Annotated in this window: 23 protein-coding genes; all 23 read left to right on the top strand. The window is 35.9% G+C overall.

What is annotated here, in order from left to right; genetic code table 11:
- The first annotated feature begins 261 nt into the window (after positions 1-261).
- The 23 genes from D8M03_RS06715 to D8M03_RS06600 all read left to right on the top strand — a co-directional run bounded on the left by D8M03_RS06715 (position 262) and on the right by D8M03_RS06600 (position 25083).
- The gene (locus D8M03_RS06715) at positions 262-954 is read left to right on the top strand and encodes a CpsD/CapB family tyrosine-protein kinase (RefSeq protein ID WP_121214009.1); all 693 of its coding nucleotides are present in this window, start codon (positions 262-264) and stop codon (positions 952-954) included.
- 104 nt (positions 955-1058) lie between these two features.
- The gene (locus D8M03_RS06710; protein ID WP_121214008.1) at positions 1059-1856 is read left to right on the top strand and encodes a TIGR00282 family metallophosphoesterase; all 798 of its coding nucleotides are present in this window, start codon (positions 1059-1061) and stop codon (positions 1854-1856) included.
- A 192-nt stretch (positions 1857-2048) separates the two neighbouring features.
- A complete protein-coding gene (locus D8M03_RS06705) occupies positions 2049-2315 on the top strand; it encodes a stage V sporulation protein S (protein ID WP_097072367.1) in 267 nt (88 codons plus the stop codon).
- Positions 2316-2572: 257 nt separating this feature from the next.
- Positions 2573-4312 carry a 2-oxoacid:acceptor oxidoreductase subunit alpha gene (locus tag D8M03_RS06700; RefSeq protein WP_121214007.1) on the top strand — a complete coding sequence of 580 codons (1740 nt, stop codon included), beginning with the start codon at positions 2573-2575 and terminating at the stop codon, positions 4310-4312.
- Entirely contained in the window at positions 4312-5178 is an 867-nt protein-coding gene (locus D8M03_RS06695) for a 2-oxoacid:ferredoxin oxidoreductase subunit beta (RefSeq protein WP_121214006.1), read from the top strand. Before D8M03_RS06700 ends, D8M03_RS06695 begins: the two co-directional genes overlap by 1 nt.
- Before the next feature lie 119 nt (positions 5179-5297).
- Positions 5298-6842: a methyl-accepting chemotaxis protein gene (locus tag D8M03_RS06690; RefSeq protein WP_121214005.1), complete on the top strand. Its 1545-nt coding sequence runs from the start codon at positions 5298-5300 to the stop codon at positions 6840-6842.
- An 81-nt stretch (positions 6843-6923) separates the two neighbouring features.
- Entirely contained in the window at positions 6924-7853 is a 930-nt protein-coding gene (locus tag D8M03_RS06685) for a nuclease-related domain-containing protein (RefSeq protein WP_170148400.1), read from the top strand.
- A 111-nt stretch (positions 7854-7964) separates the two neighbouring features.
- Entirely contained in the window at positions 7965-8318 is a 354-nt protein-coding gene (locus tag D8M03_RS06680; RefSeq protein ID WP_121214003.1) for a hypothetical protein, read from the top strand.
- Positions 8319-8413: 95 nt separating this feature from the next.
- A complete protein-coding gene (miaB, locus tag D8M03_RS06675; RefSeq protein WP_121214002.1) occupies positions 8414-9949 on the top strand; it encodes a tRNA (N6-isopentenyl adenosine(37)-C2)-methylthiotransferase MiaB in 1536 nt (511 codons plus the stop codon).
- Complete coding sequence (locus D8M03_RS06670) at positions 9949-10386, top strand: YlbF/YmcA family competence regulator (RefSeq protein ID WP_121214001.1); 438 nt, start codon at positions 9949-9951, stop codon at positions 10384-10386. The genes miaB and D8M03_RS06670 overlap by 1 nt, the downstream gene beginning before the upstream one ends.
- A 309-nt stretch (positions 10387-10695) precedes the next feature.
- Positions 10696-11301 (top strand): outer spore coat protein CotE, encoded by a 606-nt coding sequence (gene cotE / locus D8M03_RS06665; protein WP_121214000.1) that lies wholly within the window; start codon positions 10696-10698, stop codon positions 11299-11301.
- A gap of 156 nt (positions 11302-11457) precedes the next feature.
- Entirely contained in the window at positions 11458-14031 is a 2574-nt protein-coding gene (gene mutS / locus D8M03_RS06660) for a DNA mismatch repair protein MutS (protein WP_121213999.1), read from the top strand.
- A gap of 65 nt (positions 14032-14096) precedes the next feature.
- The gene (gene mutL, locus D8M03_RS06655; protein WP_121213998.1) at positions 14097-15920 is read left to right on the top strand and encodes a DNA mismatch repair endonuclease MutL; all 1824 of its coding nucleotides are present in this window, start codon (positions 14097-14099) and stop codon (positions 15918-15920) included.
- A gap of 33 nt (positions 15921-15953) precedes the next feature.
- Positions 15954-17576: a glycerol-3-phosphate dehydrogenase/oxidase gene (locus D8M03_RS06650; RefSeq protein ID WP_121213997.1), complete on the top strand. Its 1623-nt coding sequence runs from the start codon at positions 15954-15956 to the stop codon at positions 17574-17576.
- A gap of 15 nt (positions 17577-17591) precedes the next feature.
- Positions 17592-18515, top strand: a complete 924-nt coding sequence (locus D8M03_RS06645) for an alpha/beta fold hydrolase (protein WP_170148399.1) — start codon at positions 17592-17594, stop codon at positions 18513-18515.
- On the top strand, positions 18496-19425 hold the full coding sequence (gene miaA / locus D8M03_RS06640) for a tRNA (adenosine(37)-N6)-dimethylallyltransferase MiaA (RefSeq protein ID WP_121213996.1): 930 nt from the start codon (positions 18496-18498) through the stop codon (positions 19423-19425). Before D8M03_RS06645 ends, miaA begins: the two co-directional genes overlap by 20 nt.
- Positions 19426-19485: 60 nt before the next feature.
- Entirely contained in the window at positions 19486-19722 is a 237-nt protein-coding gene (gene hfq / locus D8M03_RS06635; RefSeq protein WP_097072243.1) for an RNA chaperone Hfq, read from the top strand.
- 89 nt (positions 19723-19811) lie between these two features.
- On the top strand, positions 19812-20114 hold the full coding sequence (locus D8M03_RS06630; RefSeq protein ID WP_121213995.1) for a rhodanese-like domain-containing protein: 303 nt from the start codon (positions 19812-19814) through the stop codon (positions 20112-20114).
- A 325-nt stretch (positions 20115-20439) separates the two neighbouring features.
- A complete protein-coding gene (locus tag D8M03_RS06620) occupies positions 20440-21693 on the top strand; it encodes a methionine gamma-lyase family protein (protein WP_121213993.1) in 1254 nt (417 codons plus the stop codon).
- 97 nt (positions 21694-21790) lie between these two features.
- A complete protein-coding gene (locus D8M03_RS06615; protein WP_121213992.1) occupies positions 21791-22465 on the top strand; it encodes an adenosylcobinamide amidohydrolase in 675 nt (224 codons plus the stop codon).
- Complete coding sequence (gene cbiB, locus D8M03_RS06610; protein WP_121213991.1) at positions 22466-23422, top strand: adenosylcobinamide-phosphate synthase CbiB; 957 nt, start codon at positions 22466-22468, stop codon at positions 23420-23422.
- Positions 23388-24464 (top strand): pyridoxal phosphate-dependent aminotransferase, encoded by a 1077-nt coding sequence (locus tag D8M03_RS06605; RefSeq protein ID WP_121213990.1) that lies wholly within the window; start codon positions 23388-23390, stop codon positions 24462-24464. Before cbiB ends, D8M03_RS06605 begins: the two co-directional genes overlap by 35 nt.
- Positions 24457-25083 carry a histidine phosphatase family protein gene (locus D8M03_RS06600; RefSeq protein ID WP_121213989.1) on the top strand — a complete coding sequence of 209 codons (627 nt, stop codon included), beginning with the start codon at positions 24457-24459 and terminating at the stop codon, positions 25081-25083. Before D8M03_RS06605 ends, D8M03_RS06600 begins: the two co-directional genes overlap by 8 nt.
- The last annotated feature ends 17 nt before the right edge of the window (positions 25084-25100 follow it).

Here is a 25100-nt window from a genome sequence, read left to right as displayed (position 1 = left end):
ACAGCCTTACCAAATATTATCACCATTAATATTTTAATTATTTTTTCTTGGTACTTGATAAATTCAATTAAATACGCTAATAATTGAGGGTACAAACTTGTCACTTCCTTTTTGGGTAGTTGTGTGGTGTGGTAACCTCAACTAACATCAAAATTCAGGGGGTGGCAAGTTTTTTTGCATAAAAGACTGTAAAACCAACGATTATTAGCGATTTATATATATAAGTTTTGACAATACGCCCGAACACCTAGGGGGAATTAGATGAAATTGAACAAAAAGAAAAAACAAAAACTTACATTAGCAAGAAAATTAATTGCATACTCAAATCCAAAGTCAATTATCACAGAACAATTTCGTACCATCCGAACTAATATTCAATTTTCAATGCCCGATCAAGAAATTAAAACCATTTTAGTAACATCTTCTATTCCAGGAGAAGGGAAAACGACGAATGCTGCCAATTTAGGTGTTGTTTTTGCTCAAGAAGGAAAGAAAGTGCTAATTGTGGATGCAGATATGAGAAAGCCGACTATACATCATACCTTTAATTTGTTTAATGTTGTAGGGTTATCAAATATATTATCAAATCAAGTTGACGTTCTGAATGCTATACAACATTCCGACATAAATAATATCGATATTATCGTTAGCGGTCCAATTCCACCAAATCCTTCTGAACTACTATCCTCAAAAAAATTAGAGACATTTCTTGATATTGTAAAAAATGAATATGAAATAATTATTTTTGATGCACCACCAATCTTATCCGTAACGGATGCTCAAATATTATCAAATAAATGTGATGGAACGTTGTTAATTGTGAATAGTGGCTATGTAGATAAAGCGGATGTGATTAAAGCAAAGGCAAGTCTTGAAGCGGCACATGCAAAAATATTAGGTGTGGTATTGAATAATTACAAAATGCCGAAAAATAATAATTACTATTATTACTGATTGCATTCTTAACGCATTTCCCCCGGAGGATTTGCGTTTTATTTTGCCCTTTTGTTCTAGGGAATGGTAAAATAAAAGTGTTATTATAGAAAGTAGGTCGTACGATGAAAGTATTGTTTATTGGTGATATTGTTGGTTCAATCGGGAGAGATGCTGTAGAAAAATATTTACCACGCTTAAAGAAAAAATATGCTCCTGATGTTGTGATTGCAAATGGAGAAAATGCTGCAGCTGGACGTGGCATAACTAGAAAAATTTATCAACAGCTATTACAAGTAGGTGTTGATGTGATCACAATGGGAAATCATACTTGGGATAATAAAGATATATTTGACTTTATTGATGATGCAGATTATTTAATTCGTCCTGCAAACTTTTCGAAGGAAGCACCTGGAAAGGGCATGGTTCAAATTTCGAAAAACGGTGTGACATTATCAGTAATTAATTTACACGGTCGCGTCTTTTTACCGCCCCATGAAGATCCATTTGCAGTTGCAGATGAATTAGTAGAGGAAGCAAGAAAAACATCTCCATTAATTTTTGTTGATTTTCATGCGGAAGTAACGAGTGAGAAAATTGCCCTTGGTTGGCATTTAGATGGACAAGTATCAGCATTAGTTGGAACACATACCCACGTGCAAACAGCAGATGCACGCATTTATCCAGGAGGAACAGCGTATATTACAGATGTTGGGATGACTGGGCCATATGATGAAGTATTAGGAATGACAAAAGAAAGCGTTATTTATAAATTCCAAACAAATATGCCATCACGTTTTGAAGTACCAAAAGCTGGGCGTGAAGTGTTGAGCGGATTTTTTGTTGAAATTGATGATAAGACAGGTAAAGCAAAACACTGTGAACGCGTATATATTAATGAAGATTATCCGTTTCAAGGTTAATGGATCTACTGCTTTTTCAAAAGTTTCATAATAATAAAAAAACATTTCCAAATTCAGTTACATTAGATTCTATTTTCCACTTTAGCAACATAAAATGTGTTACGGACACTAAGTTGAAGTCCTTTGAATGAACGCCAAACAATTCAATTGCTTCATTCAACATTTATTAAAGCTATATGGGGAGGAATAAATGTGGATTCATTAAAAGTATCGTCTCGCTCTAATCCAAATTCTGTCGCAGGTGCGCTTGTTGCGGTGATCAGGGAGCAAGGATATGCGGAAATGCAAGCTGTAGGTGCAGGTGCTTTAAATCAAGCAGTAAAGGCAGTTGCGATTGCGCGAGGTTTTGTCGCACCAAGTGGTACCGACTTAATTTGCGCACCTGCATTTGCTGATATTACAATTGCAGGGGAAGATCGTACGGCATTGAAGTTGGTTGTTGAAAAGAGAAATCGTTAGTTAAAAATTTAAACCAGAAAGCTCTTGTTAATTAGCTTATGTCTAATTAGCAAGAGCTTTTTCAATTTGTTAGTATGTTCTATATTTTAATGAAGAAAGCTAAATTGACTGAAATGTACAACATGTGATAACTGTCATTCCGTCAAAGGTCTGATTTTCATGTAAATGTTGTAAATTGGATAGTTAATGAAAAAAGTTCGTGTTAAACTATGATAGGAAAAAATATAAAAAATAGTTTCGTTTAAGGAGTTGTTAAAATGTTACATCAGCTTTCATGGAAAGTCGGTGGGCAGCAAGGGGAAGGGATCGAGAGTACCGGAGAAATTTTCTCAATGGCTATGAATCGTTTAGGATATCACCTATACGGTTACCGTCATTTCTCTTCACGTATTAAGGGTGGCCATACGAATAATAAAATTACAGTTAGACCTACAGAAGTCCGTTCTATTGCAGACGATTTAGATATATTAGTTGCATTTGACCAAGAAACAATTGAAGTAAATTATAAAGAGTTAACCGAAAAATCAATTATATTAGCGGATGCAAAATTTGAGCCTGTGAAACCAGAAGACTCAAAAGCACCATTATTTGTTGTTCCTTTTACAGAGATTGCAACTGAACTTGGTACATCTCTAATGAAAAACATGGTGGCAATTGGTGCAACTTCTGCGCTTCTAAACTTAGAAACGTCAGTATTCCAAGGTGTTGTAGAAGAAATCTTTGGCCGTAAAGGAGAAGAAGTCGTTCAAAAAAATATGGACGCAATCCAAAAGGGTTACGATGCAATGAGTGAACTTTTAGGCGATCGTGTTGGTGAATGGGAGTTAGCACCAGCTGACGGAAAACGCCGTATGTTCATGATTGGGAACGATGCTGTTGCGCTAGGTGCAATTGCAGCGGGATCACGTTTTATGGCAGCATACCCAATTACTCCAGCATCTGAAATTATGGAATATATGATTAAAAAACTTCCAAAATTAGGTGGAGCAGTTATTCAAACGGAAGATGAAATTGCAGCTGCAACAATGGCTATCGGAGCAAACTATGGTGGTGTACGTGCCTTCACAGCATCTGCTGGCCCTGGTCTTTCATTAATGATGGAAGCGATTGGTCTATCTGGTATGACAGAACAACCATTAGTTATTTTTGATACGCAACGTGGTGGTCCATCTACTGGTTTACCTACAAAGCAAGAACAATCCGATTTAATGGCAATGCTTTATGGTACACACGGGGAAATTCCAAAAGTGGTTATTGCGCCTTCTACATTAGAAGAAGCATTCTTTGATACAATTCAAGCATTTAATATTGCAGAAGAATTACAACTTCCTGTAATTGTAATTACGGATCTACAACTTGCGTTAGGAAAACAAACAACAGATCCATTTGATTATAGTAAAATTCAAGTTCGCCGTGGTAAACTTGTTGATCGAGAAATCGAACCAAACGACAACAAAGATTATTTCAAACGATATGAAAATACTGAAGATGGTATTTCACCTCGCGTCTTCCCAGGTACACCAAATGGTATTCACCATGTAACTGGTGTTGAGCACGATGAAACAGGTAAACCAAGTGAAGCAGCTGGTAACCGTAATACACAAATGGACAAGCGTTTCCGCAAATTAGAAAACTTGAATTTTGATACACCTATTTACGTAAATGCTCCTCATGAAGAAGCAGACGTATTACTTGTTGGTTTTAACTCAACACGTGGTGCAATTGAAGAAGCTCAAGAACGTCTTAACGAAGAAGGTTTAAAAGTAAACCATGCACATGCTCGACTAATTTTCCCATTCCCATCAAGTGAAATGGCTCCATTAGTTGCAAGTGCAAAAAAAGTAATTGTCGTTGAAAACAATAAAACTGGCCAACTTGCAAACATTATGAAAATGAATGTTGGCGGTCACGATAAAATTGTTAGTCTCACAAAATACGACGGTACACCGTTCTTACCAGGTGAGCTCAAAACTAAAGTAAAGGAGTTGCTTGACTAATGGCAACATTTAAAGATTTTCGTAACTCAGTGAAACCTAACTGGTGTCCTGGCTGCGGTGACTTTTCTGTTCAAGCAGCTATTCAACGTGCGGCAGCAAATGTCGGTATTGAACCACATGAGCTTGCAGTTGTTGCTGGTATCGGTTGTTCTGGTCGTATTGCAGGTTACATTAACTCTTACGGATTCCATGGTATTCATGGCCGCGCATTACCGATAGCACAAGGTTTAAAAATGGCAAACCGAGATTTAAACGTAATCGCTTCAGGTGGAGACGGTGACGGTTTTGCAATTGGTATGGCGCATACAGTCCATGCCATCCGTCGCAATATCGATATTACGTACGTTGTAATGGATAACCAAATTTACGGTTTAACAAAAGGTCAAACATCACCACGTTCTGCAAAAGGATTTATTACAAAATCAACACCTGAAGGAGCAATCGAACCTTCATTAAAACCTTTAGAAGTGGCATTATCATCAGGTGCAACATTTGTAGCACAAGGATTCTCTACTGATATTAAAGAATTAACAGCATTAATCGAAGCAGGTATCCAACACAAAGGCTTCTCGTTCATCAACGTATTTAGCCCATGTGTAACATACAATAAAGTGAACACATATGAATGGTTTAAAGAGCATTTAACAAAACTATCTGATATTGAAGGTTATGACTCTTCAAACAGAGAATTAGCAATGCAAACAGTAATGGAAAAAGAAGGTTTAGTAACTGGTATTATTTATCAAGATACTGAAACAAAATCGTACCAAGAAAAAATTCCAGGGTTTGCTGAAGCGCCATTGAATAGCTTAGATATGAATTTAAGTGAAGATCAATTTAATCAATTAGTTAAAGAATTTATGTAGTCTTAAGAAGAGCTCCTATTTGTTAGGGGCTCTTTTTTACAATTTATTTACAATAAATCTACATCAACTTTATAGTACTAATCTATGCTCGAACTACAAATGTTGTGGGGGTCGAGTACATGCGTTTGAAACGCTATATAAAGGTGAATGACCGATTACTAGTTTTAATGATAGTTTGTATCTTATCAAATTGCATACTTGCTATTTTTAGCATGGATTATTTAAGAAAGATGGAAAATAACACTGAGAGAATGTATGAAGAAAAGGTTTTAGCTGTAAATACAATTTCAAACATTGAAGAAAGTGTATATCAGGGTAACTTCCGTGAAGCAAGGGAAATTCAAAATAACTTACCTAATTTTGATAAGAAATTGGAGTTTTACAGTAAACAATTAAATACCACTTTAACTGACCAGAACTTAAAAGAATCATTAAATATTTTGAAAGAAACAAAACAATATGTCGTTGATCGGGCTAATAGTCAATTGAATACATATCAGAAAGATATTGCATTTGGTTATAAATTATTAACTAGTGTTTCACTTTTTATTATTTTAGTCATTATCTACTTTAATTTAGGGGCAACACGTGCTGTAAAAATTCCAACAAGTCAACTTAAATCATTATTAAAAAAAGCAGAACAAGGAGATTTTACGAGTGTTGCTACTTATGATACAAAGGATGAACTTGGAGAAGTAATGCTTAGCTTTAATCAGATGGCTACAGAAGTGAAAGAGTTGTTAAAAATTGTTCAACAAAGTGCTGCTTCAGTTGATGAAGCAAACGAACAACTCCAACGCGCATCAGAAAAAACAACGGAAGCCTCTATACATATTTCCCAAGATGCTACGAGTTTAACGAAATCAACAATTCGTTCAACCGAGCAACTAGATGTAAATACAATCTCGATACAAGAAATTGCTTCTGGTGTTGAAACCATTACCCAGCAAATTGAATACATTGAAAGAAATATTCATCAAACGGTAAACGAGGCAAATGCAGGTGTTCACTACGTAACAATGAACATGGAACAAATGCAAAAGATAGAACATGCAGTAACACTAACGAATGAAATGATGTTAGTTTTAGCGAACCACTCCAATAAAATTGAACAAGTCATTGAAATAATTAATTCAATTGCTGAACAAACCAAACTTCTTGCTTTAAATGCAGCAATTGAAGCAGCAAGAGCTGGTGAATCTGGAAAAGGATTTAGTGTAGTGGCAGGGGAAGTTCGAAAACTCTCTGAGCAATCAGTTGATTCAACGAGGGTTATTGAAGAAATCGTTAAACTTATTCAAAAGGATATGAAAGAATCCGTACACTTTATGGCTAGTGCTATTGAATCAGTTCAATCAGGTATTGAAATCACAAATCAAACTGCTGCTAAGTTTCAACAGATAGTTTCTGCAGTAAATGAGGTAGGTCCACACATTGGTGAAGTATCCGCAACGATACATTCCATTACTACAAACACGAAAGAAGTTGCAAATAACTCAGTGCAATTAAGAGATATGGCAAAACAAAATGCCCTTCGCATTGAAAAAGTATCGAACGCAACTAATGAACAATTAAACGCAACACGAAAAATGCATAGCGAAATTCAAAGAATTGCAAAAAATATTCGCTCGTTAACGAACTCTATTAAAAAATTTAAAGTGTGAAATGATGAATTTCTAGCATTTTCTAGTTTCCTATTTTATCCCTCTCGCCTTTCAGTAGAATGTAAGGTAGGAGGGATTTTTTTGACCGTTATTGAAAGAAAACTACCAGCGAAAATAGTAGTATTGGATGCGTTACTTCGAAGAGTACCTTTAGAAAAAAGCGAGTATATAAAGAATCTATTAAAACGCGCGGAGATTGGTTACTTAGGAGAATTAAAGGTAGATACTATTTGGAAAGAACTAGATTTGCCAATGAAGTTTTTACTTTTTCATAATTATGAAATACCTCATTATCAAATTGACACATTGTTCGTTTGCCCTCATTTTCTCCTTATTCTTGAAATAAAAAATGTGGCAGGATACATTTGGTATGAGCCGGAAAAACATCAATTTTTACGGAAAAGAAAATCTGGTGAAATTGAAAGCTTCCAAAGCCCCTTTGATCAGGTCAAAAGAAATGTAGAAAAAATAGAACGTATTATAAAATATCTAGGGATAAATATTCCGATTCATAAAGCTGTTGTGATAGTTGAACCAACTACAGTGATTGGAAATATGGATGGGGAAATTTCAATTTTCCATGCAATTGGTTTGCGCACAGAGGTGAAAAGGCTATTATTAAAATATAGTAAGCAGAATTTAGGGATTGTACAATTTGAAACGTTAAAAGAGCATCTTCTCAAATTGTATCAACCTAGTAAATATAAACCTAAATTTGAAATTCCCCCTATAAGAAAGGGTGCCATATGTAACTGCGGAAAAGTGATGGCTTACAAAAGAGGTTTCACATGTATTTGTGGCAACAAGTCGAAAGAAGCACTATACCAAGGTTTACATGATTATCGTGTATTAATCAGTGAAAGGATTACAAATCGTGAATTTAGAGATTTTTTCTTTATCGAAAGTCACGATGCAGCTAATAAAATATTAAAAAGATTAGGTTTTAATTCAGAAGGTAGTAATAAAAATAGAAAATATTTGATACCAGAAGATGTTTGGCGGATATTTTAGTAAAGTTGGCGGATAAATTCCAATTTTTGACGGATAAATCACAAAAAATGGCGGATATTCTATCAAATTTGGCGGATAAAATCTTTCAAATAAAAAAACGAGGTCACTCAATTGAACAAAATAATCAATTTTCTCGAAATTAAACAACAAAAAACGAACGAGCAACTTAATAAAATATTTAGTAAAGCAAATACATTAAAAGATCCTTACCAAATTGATAAATTGGTAGAAGAAAAATCCCTCGCAATACAGGATCATAAATTATTTTTGGCATTTCTTAAATATCTAGAAGAAAAGCAAATAGAGCCGAAAACAATTTTTAACCAAGTACTTACCTTGCCAAAGCATCAATTTGAAGAACATTACCAAATGAATTGGCAATCGGTTGTGCAGCTTTGTTTTACTTTCCTTGCAATTCTGAAAGAAAATGATTACAAACAATATGAACAGTTCATCAAATTATAACAACTTTTATTGTTCTTTCTACCTATTATTCGTTATAATATTAAAATGGGATTCGAATGTACGAAACCAATCTTGAAAGGAGTTTCTGGATTTCAATGAATGAGGAACAACGACTAGCTAGTCAACAAGTGAAACAACCAAAACCTGAAAAAGATTATAGCAGTTATTTTGAACGAGTAGTTACAGCAGCTCCTTCTTTAAAAGATGCGAAAAAGCGCGGAAAAGAAGAAGTAAAATATCATAAAGATTTCGCAATTGATGAAGAATTCTTAGGAATGGGTCAAGGGCGTAAATTTTATATACGTACGTACGGTTGTCAAATGAATGAACACGATTCTGAAGTGATGGCAGGGATTTTCACACAATTAGGATATGAACCAACTCATTTAATCGAAGAAGCGGATGTTGTATTGTTAAATACATGTGCAATCCGTGAGAATGCGGAAAATAAAGTATTTGGTGAACTTGGTTTCCTAGTTAAATATAAACGTCAAAACCCTGAAATGTTAATTGGTGTTTGTGGCTGTATGTCTCAAGAAGAATCGGTTGTTAATAAAATTTTAACAACATACCAACATGTAGACATGGTGTTCGGTACACACAATATTCACCGTTTACCGCATATTTTAAAAGAAGCCTACATGTCTAAAGAAATGGTAATTGAAGTTTGGTCAAAAGAAGGGGACGTAATTGAGAACCTTCCAAAACAACGTAATGGTGCGATTAAAGCTTGGGTAAACATTATGTACGGTTGCGATAAATTCTGTACATACTGTATCGTTCCATATACTCGTGGTAAAGAGCGTAGTCGTCGTCCTGATGAAATTATTCAAGAAGTACGTGAATTAGCAGCACAGGGCTACCAAGAAATTATGCTTTTAGGTCAAAACGTAAATGCATACGGTAAAGACTTTACAGATATGGAATACCGACTTGGTGATTTAATGGACGAGCTACGTAAAATTGATATTCCTCGTATTCGTTTCACAACAAGTCACCCACGGGATTTCGATGATCACTTAATTGAAGTGTTGGCGAAAAAAGGAAACCTAGTAGAACATATTCATTTACCAGTTCAATCTGGATCAAACGACATTTTAAAAATTATGGCGCGTAAATATACACGCGAACATTTCTTAGAGTTAGTGCGAAAAATTAAACAAGCAATCCCAGATGTTGCATTAACAACAGACATCATCGTAGGTTATCCAAACGAAACGGAAGAACAATTCCAAGAAACAATTGATTTATACCGTGAAGTTGGATTTGAAACGGCCTTCACTTATATCTATTCCCCACGTGAAGGAACACCTGCTGCAAAAATGAAAGATAACGTTCCATTAGAAGTGAAAAGAGAACGTCTTCAACGATTAAATGCAGTTGTGGAGGAATTCTCATCAGCGGCATTAAAAAAATACGAAGGCCAAATTGTCGAAGTATTAGTTGAAGGAAGCAGTAAAAAACGTGATGATGTGTTAGCTGGTTATACACGTAGAAACAAATTAGTGAACTTTACAGGACCGCTTGATTTAGTTGGTCAAATTGTGAAAGTAAAAATACTCGAGGCGAAATCTTATTCACTGCGTGGTGAGTTTGTAGAAATCGTTAAACGACATGAGGTGGAAGTATAATGACAACAAAGCTTTATACAAAAGACGAAATCGTGGCAAAAGCAAAAGAAATTGCACACATGATTGCAAATACAGAAGAAGTTGAATTTTTCAAAAAAGCAGAAGCACAAATTAACGAAAATCAAATGGTACGTGAAAAAATCGCTTCTCTAAAAACTTTACAAAAACAAGCTGTGAACTTCCAACATCTTGGTAAAGAAAAGGCAGTAAAATTAGTTGAAGAAAAAATCGCAAAAATTGAAGAAGAAATCGATGCTGTACCAATTGTACAAGAATTTAAACAATCTCAATCAGATGTAAATAATTTATTACAACTTGTATCAAATGCTATTGCAAACACAGTAACAAATGAAATCATTGAATCAACTGGCGGCGACCTATTAAAAGGTGAAACAGGTTCTAAAATTAAAAACAGCCAACCTGGAAGCTGCTCATAATAAGTAAAAACCTCCTACATATTGTGGGAGGTTTATTTTTTGAGTTCTCCACAAATAACTCTACTCATTACTATAGAAGATACTTTAATTCCCCCCTATTTCACTCCCATATTGAATGACAGTTTCATAATTAGATTTTTCATTTTTTAGGAACACAATTTGCCCAACAGTAATACTATAAGTGGGAAGTCAGAAAGAACTCGGTTAGTGAACATCAAACTTAACAAAAAAATTCAAATCCAGGACATTTCACCAATTAGGCACTAGCCGCATACTATAGTTCGACTAGATAGTAAAGGAGGAAAAGCGTTGAAACGTTTGCGTCAAATTGTGACAAAAGCGGTTGTCGCGAAAGGTAAGAAAAGAACAGAGAGCAGTGAGGTTCTGCGTCCTTCAAATGTTCCAACGAGCATTTTAGGTTGTTGGGTAATTAATCACCACTATAGTGCAAAAAAAGTGGGTAAATATGTTGAGGTATCAGGTAAATTCGATGTAAACGTATGGTATGCGTATAATAATCATTCAAGAACAGCAGTTCATACAGAAACTGTTCATTACAAAGATCGTATTAAATTACACTACCGTGATGAAGAAATTATTGAAACAAATGATTGCCATGTACGTGTATTACAACAACCGAATTGCGTAGAAGCTATCATTACACAAAATGGTGAATGCTTCAACATTGTGATTGAACGCGACTTCTTAGTTGAAGTTATCGGTGAAACAAAAGTAGTTGTATCTGTACATCCAATTGAGTTTGAAGAAGAATGGAGATTTGATGACAATGACGATGATGAAAGCTCATCATCAAGCTCTAGCTCAAGTTCCAGTTCAAGTTCTTCTGAAGCAATTAACTTTGGAAAAGGAAAATTCGGTCATATAAGCGACGAATCGTCATCATTTCATCGATAATAAAGTGAGAGCGCCATCTACTAAGTATTTAGTAGATTAATAGGCGCTCTTCTTTTTTCTTATACTTTTTACTTTTCAAATTTGTGTGAAACTCTAATATAACATCAATTTTTGTTATAATGAATAGTATTAAGTAGTTTAGAGAGGAACAACAAAATGACGACATACACACCAATGATGCAACAATATTTAACAATAAAATCTGAATATGAAGATGCATTTCTTTTCTATAGACTAGGCGACTTTTATGAGTTGTTTTTCGAGGATGCCGTAAACGCATCACAAATATTAGAGATTACGTTAACAAGTAGAGATGCAGGGAGTAAAGACCGTGTCCCAATGTGTGGTGTGCCGCATCATTCTGCCCAAAATTACATCGAAACCCTTGTATCGAAGGGGTATAAAGTTGCAATTTGTGAGCAAACAGAAGATCCGAAGCAATCCAAAGGGGTCGTAAAAAGGGAAGTTGTTCAACTCATTACACCGGGTACTTTAATGGAAGGGAAAACAATTGATGGGAAGTCCAACCATTATATAGCAAGTGCAGAGCAACTAACAAAGGAAACTTTCTCCCTAGCCTATTTAGACGTCTCAACTGGTGAATCAAAAACGACGATTGTTGAAGGGGGAATTAAGTCACTGCTTCAACAATTAATCTCATTAAATATTCGAGAATTAGTCGTAACTGAACAACTACAAATCTTATTAGAAGAACCAGCAAAAAATTTAAGCTTAGTTCTATCCCTTGAAAAAGAAGTAATGCCAATCGAGAAGTCCGGGAAATATATTGAACAGTTGCCTGAAAATTTACAAGGTGTTGCAAAAAGCTTGTTGCAATATGTAGAACGAACACAGATGCGTTCGCTTTCCCATATCCAACCCTTTACATATACCGAAACTAAGCAATTGTTACGTATCGATTCTAATTCAAAACGTAATCTTGAATTACTTCAATCCATTCGTGGAGGGGACCAAAAAGGAACACTTCTTTGGTTACTAGATGAAACAGTTACTGCAATGGGTGGTCGTAAACTTAAGCAAATGCTACACCAACCATTAGCAAACCGAAAGTTGATTGAAGAGCGCTTATCCATCGTAACGGATTTATTAGATGAGTTTTTTGTGCGAGACGAATTACAAGAATTATTAAAGAAAGTATATGATTTAGAGCGTTTAGCTGGACGTGTTGCCTTTGGGAATGTTGGAGGACGTGATTTAGCACAGTTGCGGGAATCCCTTCGTCAGGTTCCACATATAAAAGAGCAGTTATTACAAAGTGGAAAAGAAACATTAATACAGTTGGGTAACTCATTGGATGAATGTAATGAAATTGAAGAGTTGCTATCCCGTGCGATTACAGATCACCCCCCAATTGCCATTAAAGAAGGCGATGTAATTCGTGACGGTTATGACGAAAAATTAGATGAACTGCGCTATGCAGCACGAAATGGGAAAGATTGGATCGCCCAACTAGAGCAAAAAGAAAGAGAATTAACGGGCATTAAAAACTTGAAAATCGGCTATAACCGAGTGTTCGGTTATTTTATTGAAATTACAAAATCCAACATTGCAAATGCAGACTTAACACGCTATGAACGAAAACAAACACTAGCAAACGCAGAACGCTATATTACAGAGGAATTAAAACAAAAAGAAGCCATTATTTTAAATGCAGAAGAACAAAGCTTAGCGTTAGAATATGATCTTTTTGTGGAACTTCGTGAACAATTAAAAGAATTTATTCCACGTGTACAAGCTTTAGCATCGAAAATAAGTGAACTCGATGTGTTTATAAGTTTTGCAGTCGTTTCGGAAAAATACCGTTTTACGAAGCCAACATTCCATGAGGGAAGAGCACTTAAAATAATTAACGGGCGTCATCCTGTTGTTGAAAAAATGCTAAATAAACAGATGTATGTACCTAACGATTGTGTTTTAACAGAAGATAAAAATATGATGTTAATTACAGGGCCAAACATGTCTGGTAAAAGTACTTTCATGCGCCAAGTGGCATTAATTGTTGTACTTGCCCAAATCGGATGTTATGTCCCTGCAGAAGAAGCAGAACTTCCGATTATTGATCAAATCTTCACTCGTATTGGTGCAGCAGATGACTTAGTTGCGGGGCAATCAACATTCATGGTGGAAATGTTAGAATCGCAAAATGCCATCACAAACGCAACAGAGAAAAGTCTATTGTTATTTGATGAAATTGGACGAGGCACATCTACATACGATGGAATGGCTTTAGCCCAATCAATGATGGAGTATATTCACAATAAAATTGGTGCAAATACATTGTTCTCTACACACTATCATGAGTTAACTGCTTTAGAACAACAGTTACCAAAGTTGAAAAACGTTCATGTTAGTGCGACTGAAAAAGATGGAAAAGTCGTGTTCCTTCATAAAGTTCGAGAAGGTGCAGCAGATAAAAGCTATGGTGTCCATGTAGCGAAATTAGCAGAAATGCCTGATGAAATTATTGAACGAGCTCAAACCCTATTAAATCAATTCGAGTCTAAAGAAATAGAAGTGGCTTCAACAAATGTGGAAGCAGATGAACTTCAACTATCATTATTTGAAGAAGTACAGCAACCAAGTGAGCTATCAAATATAGAATTGGAAGTAATTGGAAAATTGGAGAAAATGAACATTATGGGCACTTCTCCAATCCAAGCAATTAACATACTTTATGAACTACAACAAACACTTTTGAGTAAAAAATAGGGGATTGCTATTTTTTGTCAGCATTCCCTGGGAAATAATTCGACAAAATTAAAAGGAGGTTTACCATGGGAAAAATTCAAATTATGGATGAATGGTTATCGAATAAAATTGCGGCTGGTGAAGTGGTGGAGCGACCATCTTCTGTTGTGAAAGAGTTAGTCGAGAATGCCATTGATGCTGGAAGTACATCCATTGAAGTTTTTCTTGAAGAAGCAGGGTTAACCTCCATACAAGTTACAGATAATGGAAGCGGTATGGACGAGGAGGATGCATTAAAATCCTTCTCCCGCCACGCAACATCTAAAATTTCCAATGAACATGATTTATTTCGTATCCGAACACTCGGATTTCGTGGTGAAGCATTGGCATCAATTGCTTCGGTTTCAAAAGTTGTGCTAAAAACTTCAGATGGCCAACAATCAGGTGTAGAAATCGAATTAGACGGTGGCCATGTAGTGTCGATGAAACCCACAGCTTTTCGAAAAGGAACAGATATTACAGTGTCCCAACTTTTTTTCAATACACCAGCAAGATTAAAATATTTAAAAACCATTCAAACCGAACTTGGTCATTCTATTGACTATATGAATAGATTAGCATTAAGTAATCCAGATATTGCGTTTAAATTAGTACATAATGGTGGAACACTTCTACAAACGAATGGTAGAGGAAATGTTCAACAAGTGATTGCAGCAATTTATGGAGTTCAAAATGCTAAAAAAATGATTTCCTTTAGTGCTGAGTCCCAAGATTATAAGATACATGGCTTTGCAACTTTACCTGAAGTAACGCGAGCATCAAAGAATTATATGTCAATTTTTGTAAATGGACGTTATGTAAAACATTATCTTCTACAAAAGGCGATAGTAGATGCCTATCACACGTACTTACCAATAGAGCGATACCCAATTGTTGTGATGTATATCGAAGGTGACCCATACTTAACTGATGTGAATGTACACCCAGCAAAATTGCAAATTCGATTAAGTAAAGAACAGGAATTATTACCGTTAGTAGAAGATGCAGTTCGCAAGGCTATTCGTTCAGCAATACATGTTCCTTTGGCAGAAAAAAAGGAAAAACCAGTGAAAGTGCCAAGTGAACAAATGAATATTTGGAAACCAGCACCAACGTTTAATCAAACGAAAATGAATGAGATTGTGGAAAAGTTGAATGACTCTATAGTGAAAGAACCAACTGTAGAAGAATTCCCTATTAATGAGGTTGTTTCTGAAGAGCCAGAGCCAACACCAATAATAATTGAAGAAGAACCTGTACCTATGCCTGTGGAAGAGAAAAAAGAACCTTTCCCACAACTAGAGATTGTTGGGCAAATTCACGGGACTTATATTGTTGCACAAATGGAAGATGGATTTTATTTAATTGATCAACATGCAGCACAAGAACGAATAAAATATGAATATTTCCGTGAAAAAGTAGGCGATGTTAATCCTAATGAACGCCAATCTTTATTGTTGCCGTTAACGTTCCATTATGCTGCCGATGAAGCATTAATTCTAAAAGAGAATTTGCATTCATTGGAAGAAGTGGGCGTATTTTTAGAAGACTTTGGGCAATCTTCATTTGTAGTGAGGGAACATCCGACATGGTTTCCAAAAGGCTTTGAACAGGAAATTATTGAAGAATTAATAGAACAAGTTTTGAAAACGAAAAAAACAGATGTGAAAAAATTACGAGAAGAAGCAGCCATTATGATGAGTTGTAAAAAATCGATTAAAGCAAATCACTATTTAACAAAAGAACAAATGGTTGCATTGCTCGATGATTTAAAGAAAGCAGACAATCCTTTCACCTGCCCTCATGGAAGACCGGTCATGATTCACTTTTCTTCTTATGAAGTAGAAAAAATGTTTAAACGTGTAATGTAGATTTACCTATTTGAAATAAAAGGGGTAATCGTTATGTTTTCATATAAAGAAAGGTCTACTATTCTTAATACTTTGAATCACTATTCCTTTGATGTCCTTGTCATTGGTGGGGGAATAACGGGTGCTGGTATTGCGTTAGATGCCGCGTCCCGTGGTTTATCCGTTGCATTGGTTGACATGCAAGATTTTGCAGCTGGAACATCAAGCCGTTCAACCAAATTGATTCACGGTGGGCTTCGATATTTAAAACAATTTGAAATTGGCCTTGTTGCAGAAGTTGGGCGAGAACGGGAAATTGTATATGAAAATGCCGTTCATGTAACAAAGCCTGAGTGGATGTTGCTTCCTTTATATAAAAAAGGAACTTTAGGGAAGTTTACAACTCGTGCTGCTCTTACCCTTTATGATCGACTTGCACGAGTGCGTCCAAATGAGCGAAGAAAAATGCTTAATAAAAAGGAAACACTTCAAAAAGTACCCATTCTAAAAGAAGACGGTTTATTAGGTGCAGGTTATTATGTTGAATATAAAACGGATGATGCCCGCTTAACATTGGAAGTGATTAAAAAGGCACTAGAGTTTAAAGCGGTTTGTATTAACTATGCTCGAGTTAATGGCTTTGAATATAAAAAGAAAAAAATTGTTGCAGCAAACGTGCGTGATGAAATTTCAGGAATATCCATCACTATACATGCTCATCAGATTGTTAATGCAACTGGTCCGTGGGTGGATGATGTTAGGAAAATGGATAAAGTGCATAACAACAAACAAGTTCGCCATACAAAGGGCATTCATATTGTTTTTGATCAATCAAAACTTCCATTACAACAGGCCGTTTATTTTGAGACAGAGGATGGTCGAATGGTATTTGCCATTCCAAGAGGTGGGAAAACTTATGTTGGTACTACTGACACGTTCTATGATGATGACCCAATTCAGCCAGTTGCAAGTGCAGAAGATGTTACCTACTTATTAAATGCTACCCGATTCATTTTCCCTAAAATTAATATAACGGAAAAGGACATTGAATCTTCTTGGGCAGGCATTCGACCACTTATCTTTGAAAAGGGGAAAAATCCGTCTGAAATTTCTCGTAAAGATGAAATTTGGTCCTCTCCTAGTGGGCTTGTCACGATAGCAGGAGGGAAGCTTACTGGGTATCGACAAATGGCTGAAACAATTGTAGATGAAATTATAAAAAAACATAAATTTAAACATGCCCAAAAGAGCAACACGAAGTTTTTACCTTTATCTGGCGCTAAGGGATTAAATTCTATCAACTTTCATGACTTTGTTGCAAACAAAGCGAAAGAGGGAGAGCAACTAGGAATTTCATATAATGAATCGAAACAATTAGTAGAGAAATATGGAACGAATGTAGATGATGTTTTTCATTTTATTCGCAAAGGAAATGAAACGAATCTGCCAAATCCCTTATACGCAGAGCTTTTATATTCCATCTATTTTGAAATGGCTTTGACGCCAAGTGATTTTTTCATACGACGAACAGGATATCTTTATTTCGATATGGAATTAGTAAAAAAATACAAAGATGAAGTTATCGAAGTGATGAGTAATACAATCGGCTATTCAGAAAGTGAGAAAATATTCTATCAAATGCAGTTGGAACAATTTATTGATGAAGCAACAATATAAAGGTGCGTGATAGGGTTGAAAAAACTAACAAAAGTGGTCTCAATGAGTGATGGGCATGAAATTTTTGTACGGATTTATGAACCATCAAGCAATCCCATTGGAAATTTTCACATTTTGCATGGGATGTCAGAACATGGTGGTCGGTATGATGCTTTCGCTATGAATTTATGTGAGCAAGGTTATATTGTCATTGTTCACGATCATCGTGGACATGGTAAAACAGCGGAACTGAATGGAAGACTTGGTTTTTTTGCTGACCAAGATGGTTTTGAACGAGTGGTGCAAGACGTTTATGAGCTTGTTCAAAACTTTCGTCTCTATTCAGAAAATGAAACTGTACTATTTGGACATAGTATGGGTTCCTTTATTGCCCGTCGTTATATACAACTCTATAATGACATTGATAAATGCATCTTATGTGGAACCGGGAGTACAACATTTGCACACAGAATAGGTAATACTCTTGCTAGAACACTTTGTTTAGTTCAAGGTCCAACAACCCTTAGTTCAATCATGAGCGAATTGAGTTTTGGTAGTTTTAATAAAAACATCGCTAATGTTAAAACGGCTTTTGATTGGTTGTGTACGAATGAAGAAGAAGTTGAAACGTATATAAAAGATCCAAACTGTGGATTTGTCCCAACGAATCGATTTTTTGTTGATTTAACAGACGGCTTGCTTTTAATCAATCAACAATCTGAATTAGAAAACATTCGAAAAAACTTACCCATCCTTTTAATAAGTGGGAGTGAAGATCCTGTTGGCAATCGAGGTGCTGGTGTCTTCAAAGTTGCCAATCAATATAAAAAAATCGGTTTATCTAATGTAGTTGTATATCTTTTTGAAGGTATGCGCCATGAAATTTTAAAAGAAAAAAATAAAGAGCATGTGTTTCATGTGGTGTCACGGTGGTTAAAAAATGAAGGAAAAAGAAATTGAGGTTGTAGCTATAGTTGGTCCTACCGCTTCAGGAAAAACAGCATTAAGTATTAAGATGGCAAAAGAATTTAATGGGGAAATAATTAACGGAGACTCCATGCAAATATATAAAGGGCTTGATATTGGTACTGCAAAAGTGACTAAAGAAGAAATGGAAGGGATTCCGCACCATTTGCTTGATTTCAAAGAGCCAACAGAAAGTTTTTCTGTAGCCGAATATCAAACCTTAGTACGTGCGAAAATTCGTGAAATTCAACAACGCAACAAGCTGCCAATTATCGTTGGTGGCACAGGTTTGTATGTACAAGCGGTATTGTATGACTTTCAATTTACAAAAGAAGATGTAGACGAAGAAGCGCGGAAAAAATATTATGATGAGTTAGCAAAGATTGGTCCAGAAGCAATGCATGAACGATTGGCAAAGCTCGATCCAGAAACGGCAAGCCACATTCATCCAAATAATACTCGCCGTGTCATACGGGCACTCGAGTTAGTAGAATTACATGGGGTATCAAAGGCAACCGAGGAACTAAATCGAGGAAATGTCCCACTTTACAATCATCTAATCATTGGAATGGATATGGATCGGGAAAAACTTTACGAACGAATTAATTTAAGAGTGGATTTGATGATGGAAAAAGGCTTACTACAAGAAGTAAAGTCATTATGGGATAGAAATATTCGTAACGTACAATCGGTTCAAGCGATTGGTTATAAGGAACTATATGCATATTTTGATGGACTTTTGTCGTTGGAGGATGCCATTGAACAGCTAAAACAAAACTCGCGCAGATATGCAAAAAGACAACTAACCTACTTCCGAAATAAAATGGATGTGCAGTGGATTGGGAATGACTGGGCGAAAATTGAAGCGTTTTCAAAAAATTTTATAAATCAAGAAGGAAATTAATTTCCTTTTGCCGAATACTTCCAATATAAGAAAAAAAGATATAGAAGAGGTGTGTACGGCATGAAATCAATCAATTTACAGGATACGTTTCTTAACAACCTACGCAAAAACAATCTATTCGTTACTGTCTTTTTATTAAATGGTTTTCAGCTGAAAGGGTTAGTAAAATCATATGATAATTTTACAGTACTAATAGAATCTGATGGTAAACAGCACCTTATTTACAAACACGCAATTTCAACGTTCGTCCCTTCTAAACATGTTTCACTAAGTTCGGAAGATGAAGTAAATCAATAAACAATTAATCGGCGAAGTGATAAATACTAGCCGATTTTTTCTTTTTTCTCTATAATTACAGTGTATATCAAATTTGGAGGTTCTGTTAAATGAAAACAATGTCAACGGAAGAACTAATTAACCTGTTAGATGCAAATGAAGATTTAAATATAGTAGATGTACGTGAAGATAATGAAGTAGAGGAAGGAATGATTCCTGGAGCAATTCATATCCCACTTGGACAAATTCCTGAACGTGCAAACGAACTTGATTCATCAAAAGAATATATTCTTGTTTGTCGAGGCGGAGTTCGCAGCGAAAAAGCCTGCCAATATTTAGAGTCTCAAGGCTTCCAAGTAGTTAACTTAGAAGGCGGCATGATGGCTTACGATGGAGAATTAGAATTTAAATAAAATACATGAGGACTGGTAATTCATTATAATTATCAGTTCTTTTATTTTATAGGGGGACAACTGATGTTAATGATGATGTTTCTTGTCGTACCAGCAATAGGGGTATTATGGTTTTTAAATTTCACTACTTTTTTAAAACATTTAAAGGATGGGAAAAGCACCCATAATCAAAATGTTTTAGGAGGAGCCTTAACGTTTATTTTTCTATGTGCTCTAATGTTTTGCTTCGTTGGAACCCATTAAACGTCCTTGTCTAAAAAATAGTTGAAATGCCTATAGGAATTGTTAAGATGGTAGAGGACGATAAATAAGGGAGTAATTATACATGACATTTATTTCAAATATAAAAGAAGAAACGATTCAACTTGCAAATCAAGTTGAAGAAAAAATTAAGCCATACCTTACAAAAGTTGACGAAATGGCATTTTTCAATCAACAGAAAGTATTAGCTGCTTTTCGCAAACATCAAGTAAGTGATTTTCATTTATATCCATCAACAGGCTACGGGTATGACGATGAAGGCCGTGATAATTTAGAACGTGTCTATGCGGAAACCTTTGGAGCAGAAGCAACGATTGTTCGTAGCCAAATCATTTCTGGTACCCATGCCATAACTCTAAGCCTATTTGGAGTTTTACGCCCTGGTGATGAACTAGTATACATAACTGGTAAGCCCTATGATACCCTTCAATCGATAGTGGACGGTGGAGAAAAGGATACAGGATCATTAAAAGATTTTGGCATTGGCTATCGACATGTAGATTTAATTGATGATCGAGAAATTAATTGGGATGGGGTTCAATCTGCCATTACTGATAAGACAAAAATGGTCGCCATTCAACGTTCAAAAGGCTATGCGACAAGACCTTCATTTTCGATTGATGAGATTCGCCTAATGTGTGAAAAAATTCGTGAAATCAAGCAGGACGTTGTAATTTTCGTGGATAACTGCTACGGGGAATTTGTTGAAGCGATGGAACCAACAGAAGTAGGGGCAGATTTAATGGCAGGTTCTCTTATTAAAAATCCAGGAGGGGGCTTAGCTAAAATCGGAGGCTATATTGCAGGTCGTGCTGACTTAGTAGAAAAATGTGCTTATCGTATGACGTCACCGGGAATTGGTGCTGAAGCGGGTGCTTCTTTAAATACATTAGCTGATTTTTACCAAGGATTTTTCTTAGCACCTCATGTAGTGGCACAAAGCTTAAAAGGGGCAATCTTTACATCCGCAATGCTAGAAGAAGTAGGAATGCAAACGTTCCCTCATTACACTGCGAAACGTACAGACCTTATTCAATCCGTTTCATTCCAAACAGCAGAGCAAATGGTAGCGTTTTGTCAGGAAATCCAAGCAGCCTCCCCAATTAATGCCCATTTTGCACCGGTTCCTGCCTATATGCCGGGTTATGAAGATGACGTAATAATGGCAGCGGGAACATTTGTACAAGGGTCAAGTATTGAATTAACAGCTGACGGTCCAATTCGTCCGCCATTTACTGCTTACGTACAAGGCGGATTAACCTATGAACATGTGAAATATGCTATTTGTAGCGCGGTGCAGAAAATTCGAGAAGCTTAAAAGCAAATAAGTTTCAGGTAAAAGCAAATAACTCTTATAGAAAAGCAAATAAGTCTCAATCAAAAGCAAATAAATTTAGCAATAACGAGGTTCACACATGCTAACATTAGATAATATTAAGAACTATGGAGAATATATTGCTGTTGAAGCACCACACCCCCTTCGAACGTTTAGCTCGGCCATGCACAACCCTGGCTATGGGGAATACAAGTACTTTATTAATCGGACGGTAGACATTAGTTATAATCCTTTAGATGCCCACGAAGAAATGAAGCAATTTATTCAAACTAGTAGTTATTCGTTACATCAAACGGTAGCAATGATGACGGCTGTTGATATGAAGTTTGCATTTATGGACTTTTATGAGGATGGCGATACGTCCATTGTCGTCCTCGTTACTACAGGTCTTGGGAATGCGGTAGATATTACTCGCTCACACGAATACGCCCATCCCCCGAGAGTTGGTACAATTAATACCTTCATTTTCATAAATGGCCATTTAACGGATGAGGCACTTATTCAGGGGTTGTGTGGTGCAGTCGAAGTGAAAACAAAAATCCTTTCAGAACACGATATCCGAGATCCACAATCAGGGACAATTGCAACGGGTACCTCAACAGATAGTATATGTATCGCCTCAACGCAAACAGGGGAAAGACATGAATTTGGTGGTTCCATCACAAAACTAGGTAAACTAATTGGAAAAGGATTGTATAACACAATGAATCGTTCTGTAGAAAGTTTTCTGGAATATAAAAAGGGGAATCGATAAATGCACATTATCGCTGTGATTTTTGGACAACTTCTAGATTTAATCATTGGAGATCCTCCAAAAATGCCTCACCCTATCAAATGGATTGGTTCATTCATTGCACTACTTTCGAAAAAATTAAATAGTGGAAGATTTCGTATTGTAAAAGGTGCCTTTACCGCATTGTTTGTTATTGGGGTTGTAACGGGTATAACTTTTACAATTGTAACGCTATCCTACAAAATTAATATATTTGTCGGTCTGTTTATAGAAATGATATTAATTGCCATTGGTCTTGCTCAAAAAAGTTTAAAAGAGGCGGCAATGATTGTTTATGATGCGTTAGATAAATCTGATTTAGATGAAGCTCGCTTGAAGTTGTCTTGGATCGTAGGACGTGATACAGAGCATTTAGAGGAACCTGAAATTGTGCGCGGCGTTGTGGAAACGGTGTCGGAAAATACGAGTGATGGTGTAACCGCTCCACTGTTTTATGCCATTTTATTTGGAGCTACTGGTTTATGGGCGTATAAAGCCATTAATACTCTGGATTCAATGATTGGCTATAAAAATGAAAAATATATGGAATTTGGGAAAGTTGCTGCAAGACTGGACGATATTGCGAACTTTATCCCAAGTCGAATCACAGGATTTTTACTTTTATTCACAAAAAATAAAACGAAACGAAATTTTATGGAACGATTGAAATGTTGGTTAGTTGATGCGAAAAAACATCCAAGCCCGAACAGTGGATATTTGGAGGCGGCTACTGCTTATCAGCTAGGAATTCAACTAGGCGGGTTCAATACATATAAGGGAATTACGTCATTCCGTGCCTATATGGGAGTACCAGAGCAAACATTACAAAAAGAACATATAAAAGATGCGATTACACAAATGTTTATCGTATCCTGGTTATTTTTGATCATCGTAGGAGGTGTTTATGTTGCAGTTTCCTTCCCATGGAGCGAATTATGAACAATTGTATAAAAATTTCAAATTGGACATGCCAGAGATTGTTTACGATTTAAGTGAAAATGTAAACTTTTTAGGTTATCCGAAACAAATTGAAAACTTATGGCAACAATTACTTCCAAAAATCACAGCTTATCCAAATCCTTTGGCAGAACCGCTTCGAACGATAATAGCAGAGAAACACAAAGTTTCACCTGAATGTATCTTAGTAGGAAATGGGGGGGCAGAGTTACTAACTTTTTATGCCCAACTATATAAGGGGAAAAAAGTGATACTAGTCCACCCAACTTTTTCAGAATATAAAATGACGCTCGAAGCTGCTGGAGCAGAAATTGTAAATGTTACAGTGAATGACCTTGTAAATTATGAATTACCTTTAGATGAAATAAAATGTCATATGAAGGCTGCCGATTGCCTTTATTTATGCAATCCAAATAATCCAACAGGAGCATTAATTCAAAAGAATGCAATTTTAGAGTTAATTGAGCATGGTGAAAGTGTCGTTTGTTCTCTTTTAATTGACGAAGCATTTATGGATTGGACAGGTGAAGAACATTCTGCAATCGAATTTGTGACATCTCATGAAAATGTAACAGTAGTCAGATCGATGACGAAAATGTATGGAATAGCGGGAATACGCCTTGGTTATTTAATTGGCCGACCAGACTTAGTAAGTACTCTGCGAAACCGTTTGCCCCACTGGAATGTAAATAATTTAGCCATTTCCATTGGAATTGAATGTTTAAAAGATGAAGAATTTCGACTACGAAGCATAAACGAAAATCTCGCTATCAAAAACGAAATTATCCATTTCTTAAAGTCATATCATTGCACTGTTACGAACAGTACGGCTAACTTTTTATGCTTCCAATTGCAAAATCCAGATGAAACCGAAAACGTCTATTTCCATTGTTTAAGAGAAGGGATTGTTCTACGACATACGAACAATTATGAAGGTATGAACGGGAAATGGCTTCGAATCGGTATGAAAAATCGTGAGGCAATGGATAAATTTAAAGAAGTTTTGGCGGATTGGCATGAGTAAAGTGGAATTATATTTTGTTCGGCATGGAGAAACAGAGTGGAATAAAGAAGGGCGCCTTCAAGGATGGTTAAATTCGAGTTTAACAGACTATGGTAGGGAACAAGTAAAAGCATTACAACACGAATTACAGCAGTTAACATTTGATGCTGTTTATTCAAGCCCACTACAAAGAGCGGTGGAGACGGCGGAAATATTAGTTAGTAACACAATGCAAATAAAACTGGATGACCGGTTAAAAGAAATTCATCTTGGGAGCTGGCAAGGACGAAAAATTTCAGATATTTGGGATGAAGATTATGATCGTTATTTTGCTTATTGTAACGAACCTCAATGTTACACTCCAGATAGTGGTGAATCTTTTTTGCAAGTGAGTGCGCGGATGACCGAACTTCTTACGGATTGTCTCAATCAATATAAAAGCGGGAAAATTTTATTGATTACCCATGGTGTTGCTATACGAGCATTACTTATGAATGTTCTAGGGTTAGATTGTAATCAAATATGGGTCTTTGAAGAAATTGATGGTGCGAGTGTAACGAAGCTAGTTGCTGAAAATAACAAAATAACGGTTCAATATATCGGTAAAATCATTAATAACCACAACTTCATTGAAATATAGTAATTAATAAATCTATA

The organism is Ureibacillus endophyticus (assembly GCF_003628435.1).
Classification (GTDB): domain Bacteria; phylum Bacillota; class Bacilli; order Bacillales_A; family Planococcaceae; genus Ureibacillus; species Ureibacillus endophyticus.
This window is presented reverse-complemented; position numbering and strand designations above follow the sequence as displayed.

Coding starts and splice junctions, on each gene's coding strand:
- D8M03_RS06715 (WP_121214009.1), top strand. CDS start 262: ATGAAATTGAACAAAAAGAAAAAACAAAAACTTACATTAGCAAGAAAA.
- D8M03_RS06710 (WP_121214008.1), top strand. CDS start 1,059: ATGAAAGTATTGTTTATTGGTGATATTGTTGGTTCAATCGGGAGAGAT.
- D8M03_RS06700 (WP_121214007.1), top strand. CDS start 2,573: ATGTTACATCAGCTTTCATGGAAAGTCGGTGGGCAGCAAGGGGAAGGG.
- D8M03_RS06695 (WP_121214006.1), top strand. CDS start 4,312: ATGGCAACATTTAAAGATTTTCGTAACTCAGTGAAACCTAACTGGTGT.
- D8M03_RS06690 (WP_121214005.1), top strand. CDS start 5,298: ATGCGTTTGAAACGCTATATAAAGGTGAATGACCGATTACTAGTTTTA.
- miaB (WP_121214002.1), top strand. CDS start 8,414: ATGAATGAGGAACAACGACTAGCTAGTCAACAAGTGAAACAACCAAAA.
- D8M03_RS06670 (WP_121214001.1), top strand. CDS start 9,949: ATGACAACAAAGCTTTATACAAAAGACGAAATCGTGGCAAAAGCAAAA.
- mutS (WP_121213999.1), top strand. CDS start 11,458: ATGACGACATACACACCAATGATGCAACAATATTTAACAATAAAATCT.
- mutL (WP_121213998.1), top strand. CDS start 14,097: ATGGGAAAAATTCAAATTATGGATGAATGGTTATCGAATAAAATTGCG.
- D8M03_RS06650 (WP_121213997.1), top strand. CDS start 15,954: ATGTTTTCATATAAAGAAAGGTCTACTATTCTTAATACTTTGAATCAC.
- miaA (WP_121213996.1), top strand. CDS start 18,496: ATGAAGGAAAAAGAAATTGAGGTTGTAGCTATAGTTGGTCCTACCGCT.
- hfq (WP_097072243.1), top strand. CDS start 19,486: ATGAAATCAATCAATTTACAGGATACGTTTCTTAACAACCTACGCAAA.
- D8M03_RS06630 (WP_121213995.1), top strand. CDS start 19,812: ATGAAAACAATGTCAACGGAAGAACTAATTAACCTGTTAGATGCAAAT.
- D8M03_RS06620 (WP_121213993.1), top strand. CDS start 20,440: ATGACATTTATTTCAAATATAAAAGAAGAAACGATTCAACTTGCAAAT.
- D8M03_RS06615 (WP_121213992.1), top strand. CDS start 21,791: ATGCTAACATTAGATAATATTAAGAACTATGGAGAATATATTGCTGTT.
- cbiB (WP_121213991.1), top strand. CDS start 22,466: ATGCACATTATCGCTGTGATTTTTGGACAACTTCTAGATTTAATCATT.
- D8M03_RS06605 (WP_121213990.1), top strand. CDS start 23,388: ATGTTGCAGTTTCCTTCCCATGGAGCGAATTATGAACAATTGTATAAA.
- D8M03_RS06600 (WP_121213989.1), top strand. CDS start 24,457: ATGAGTAAAGTGGAATTATATTTTGTTCGGCATGGAGAAACAGAGTGG.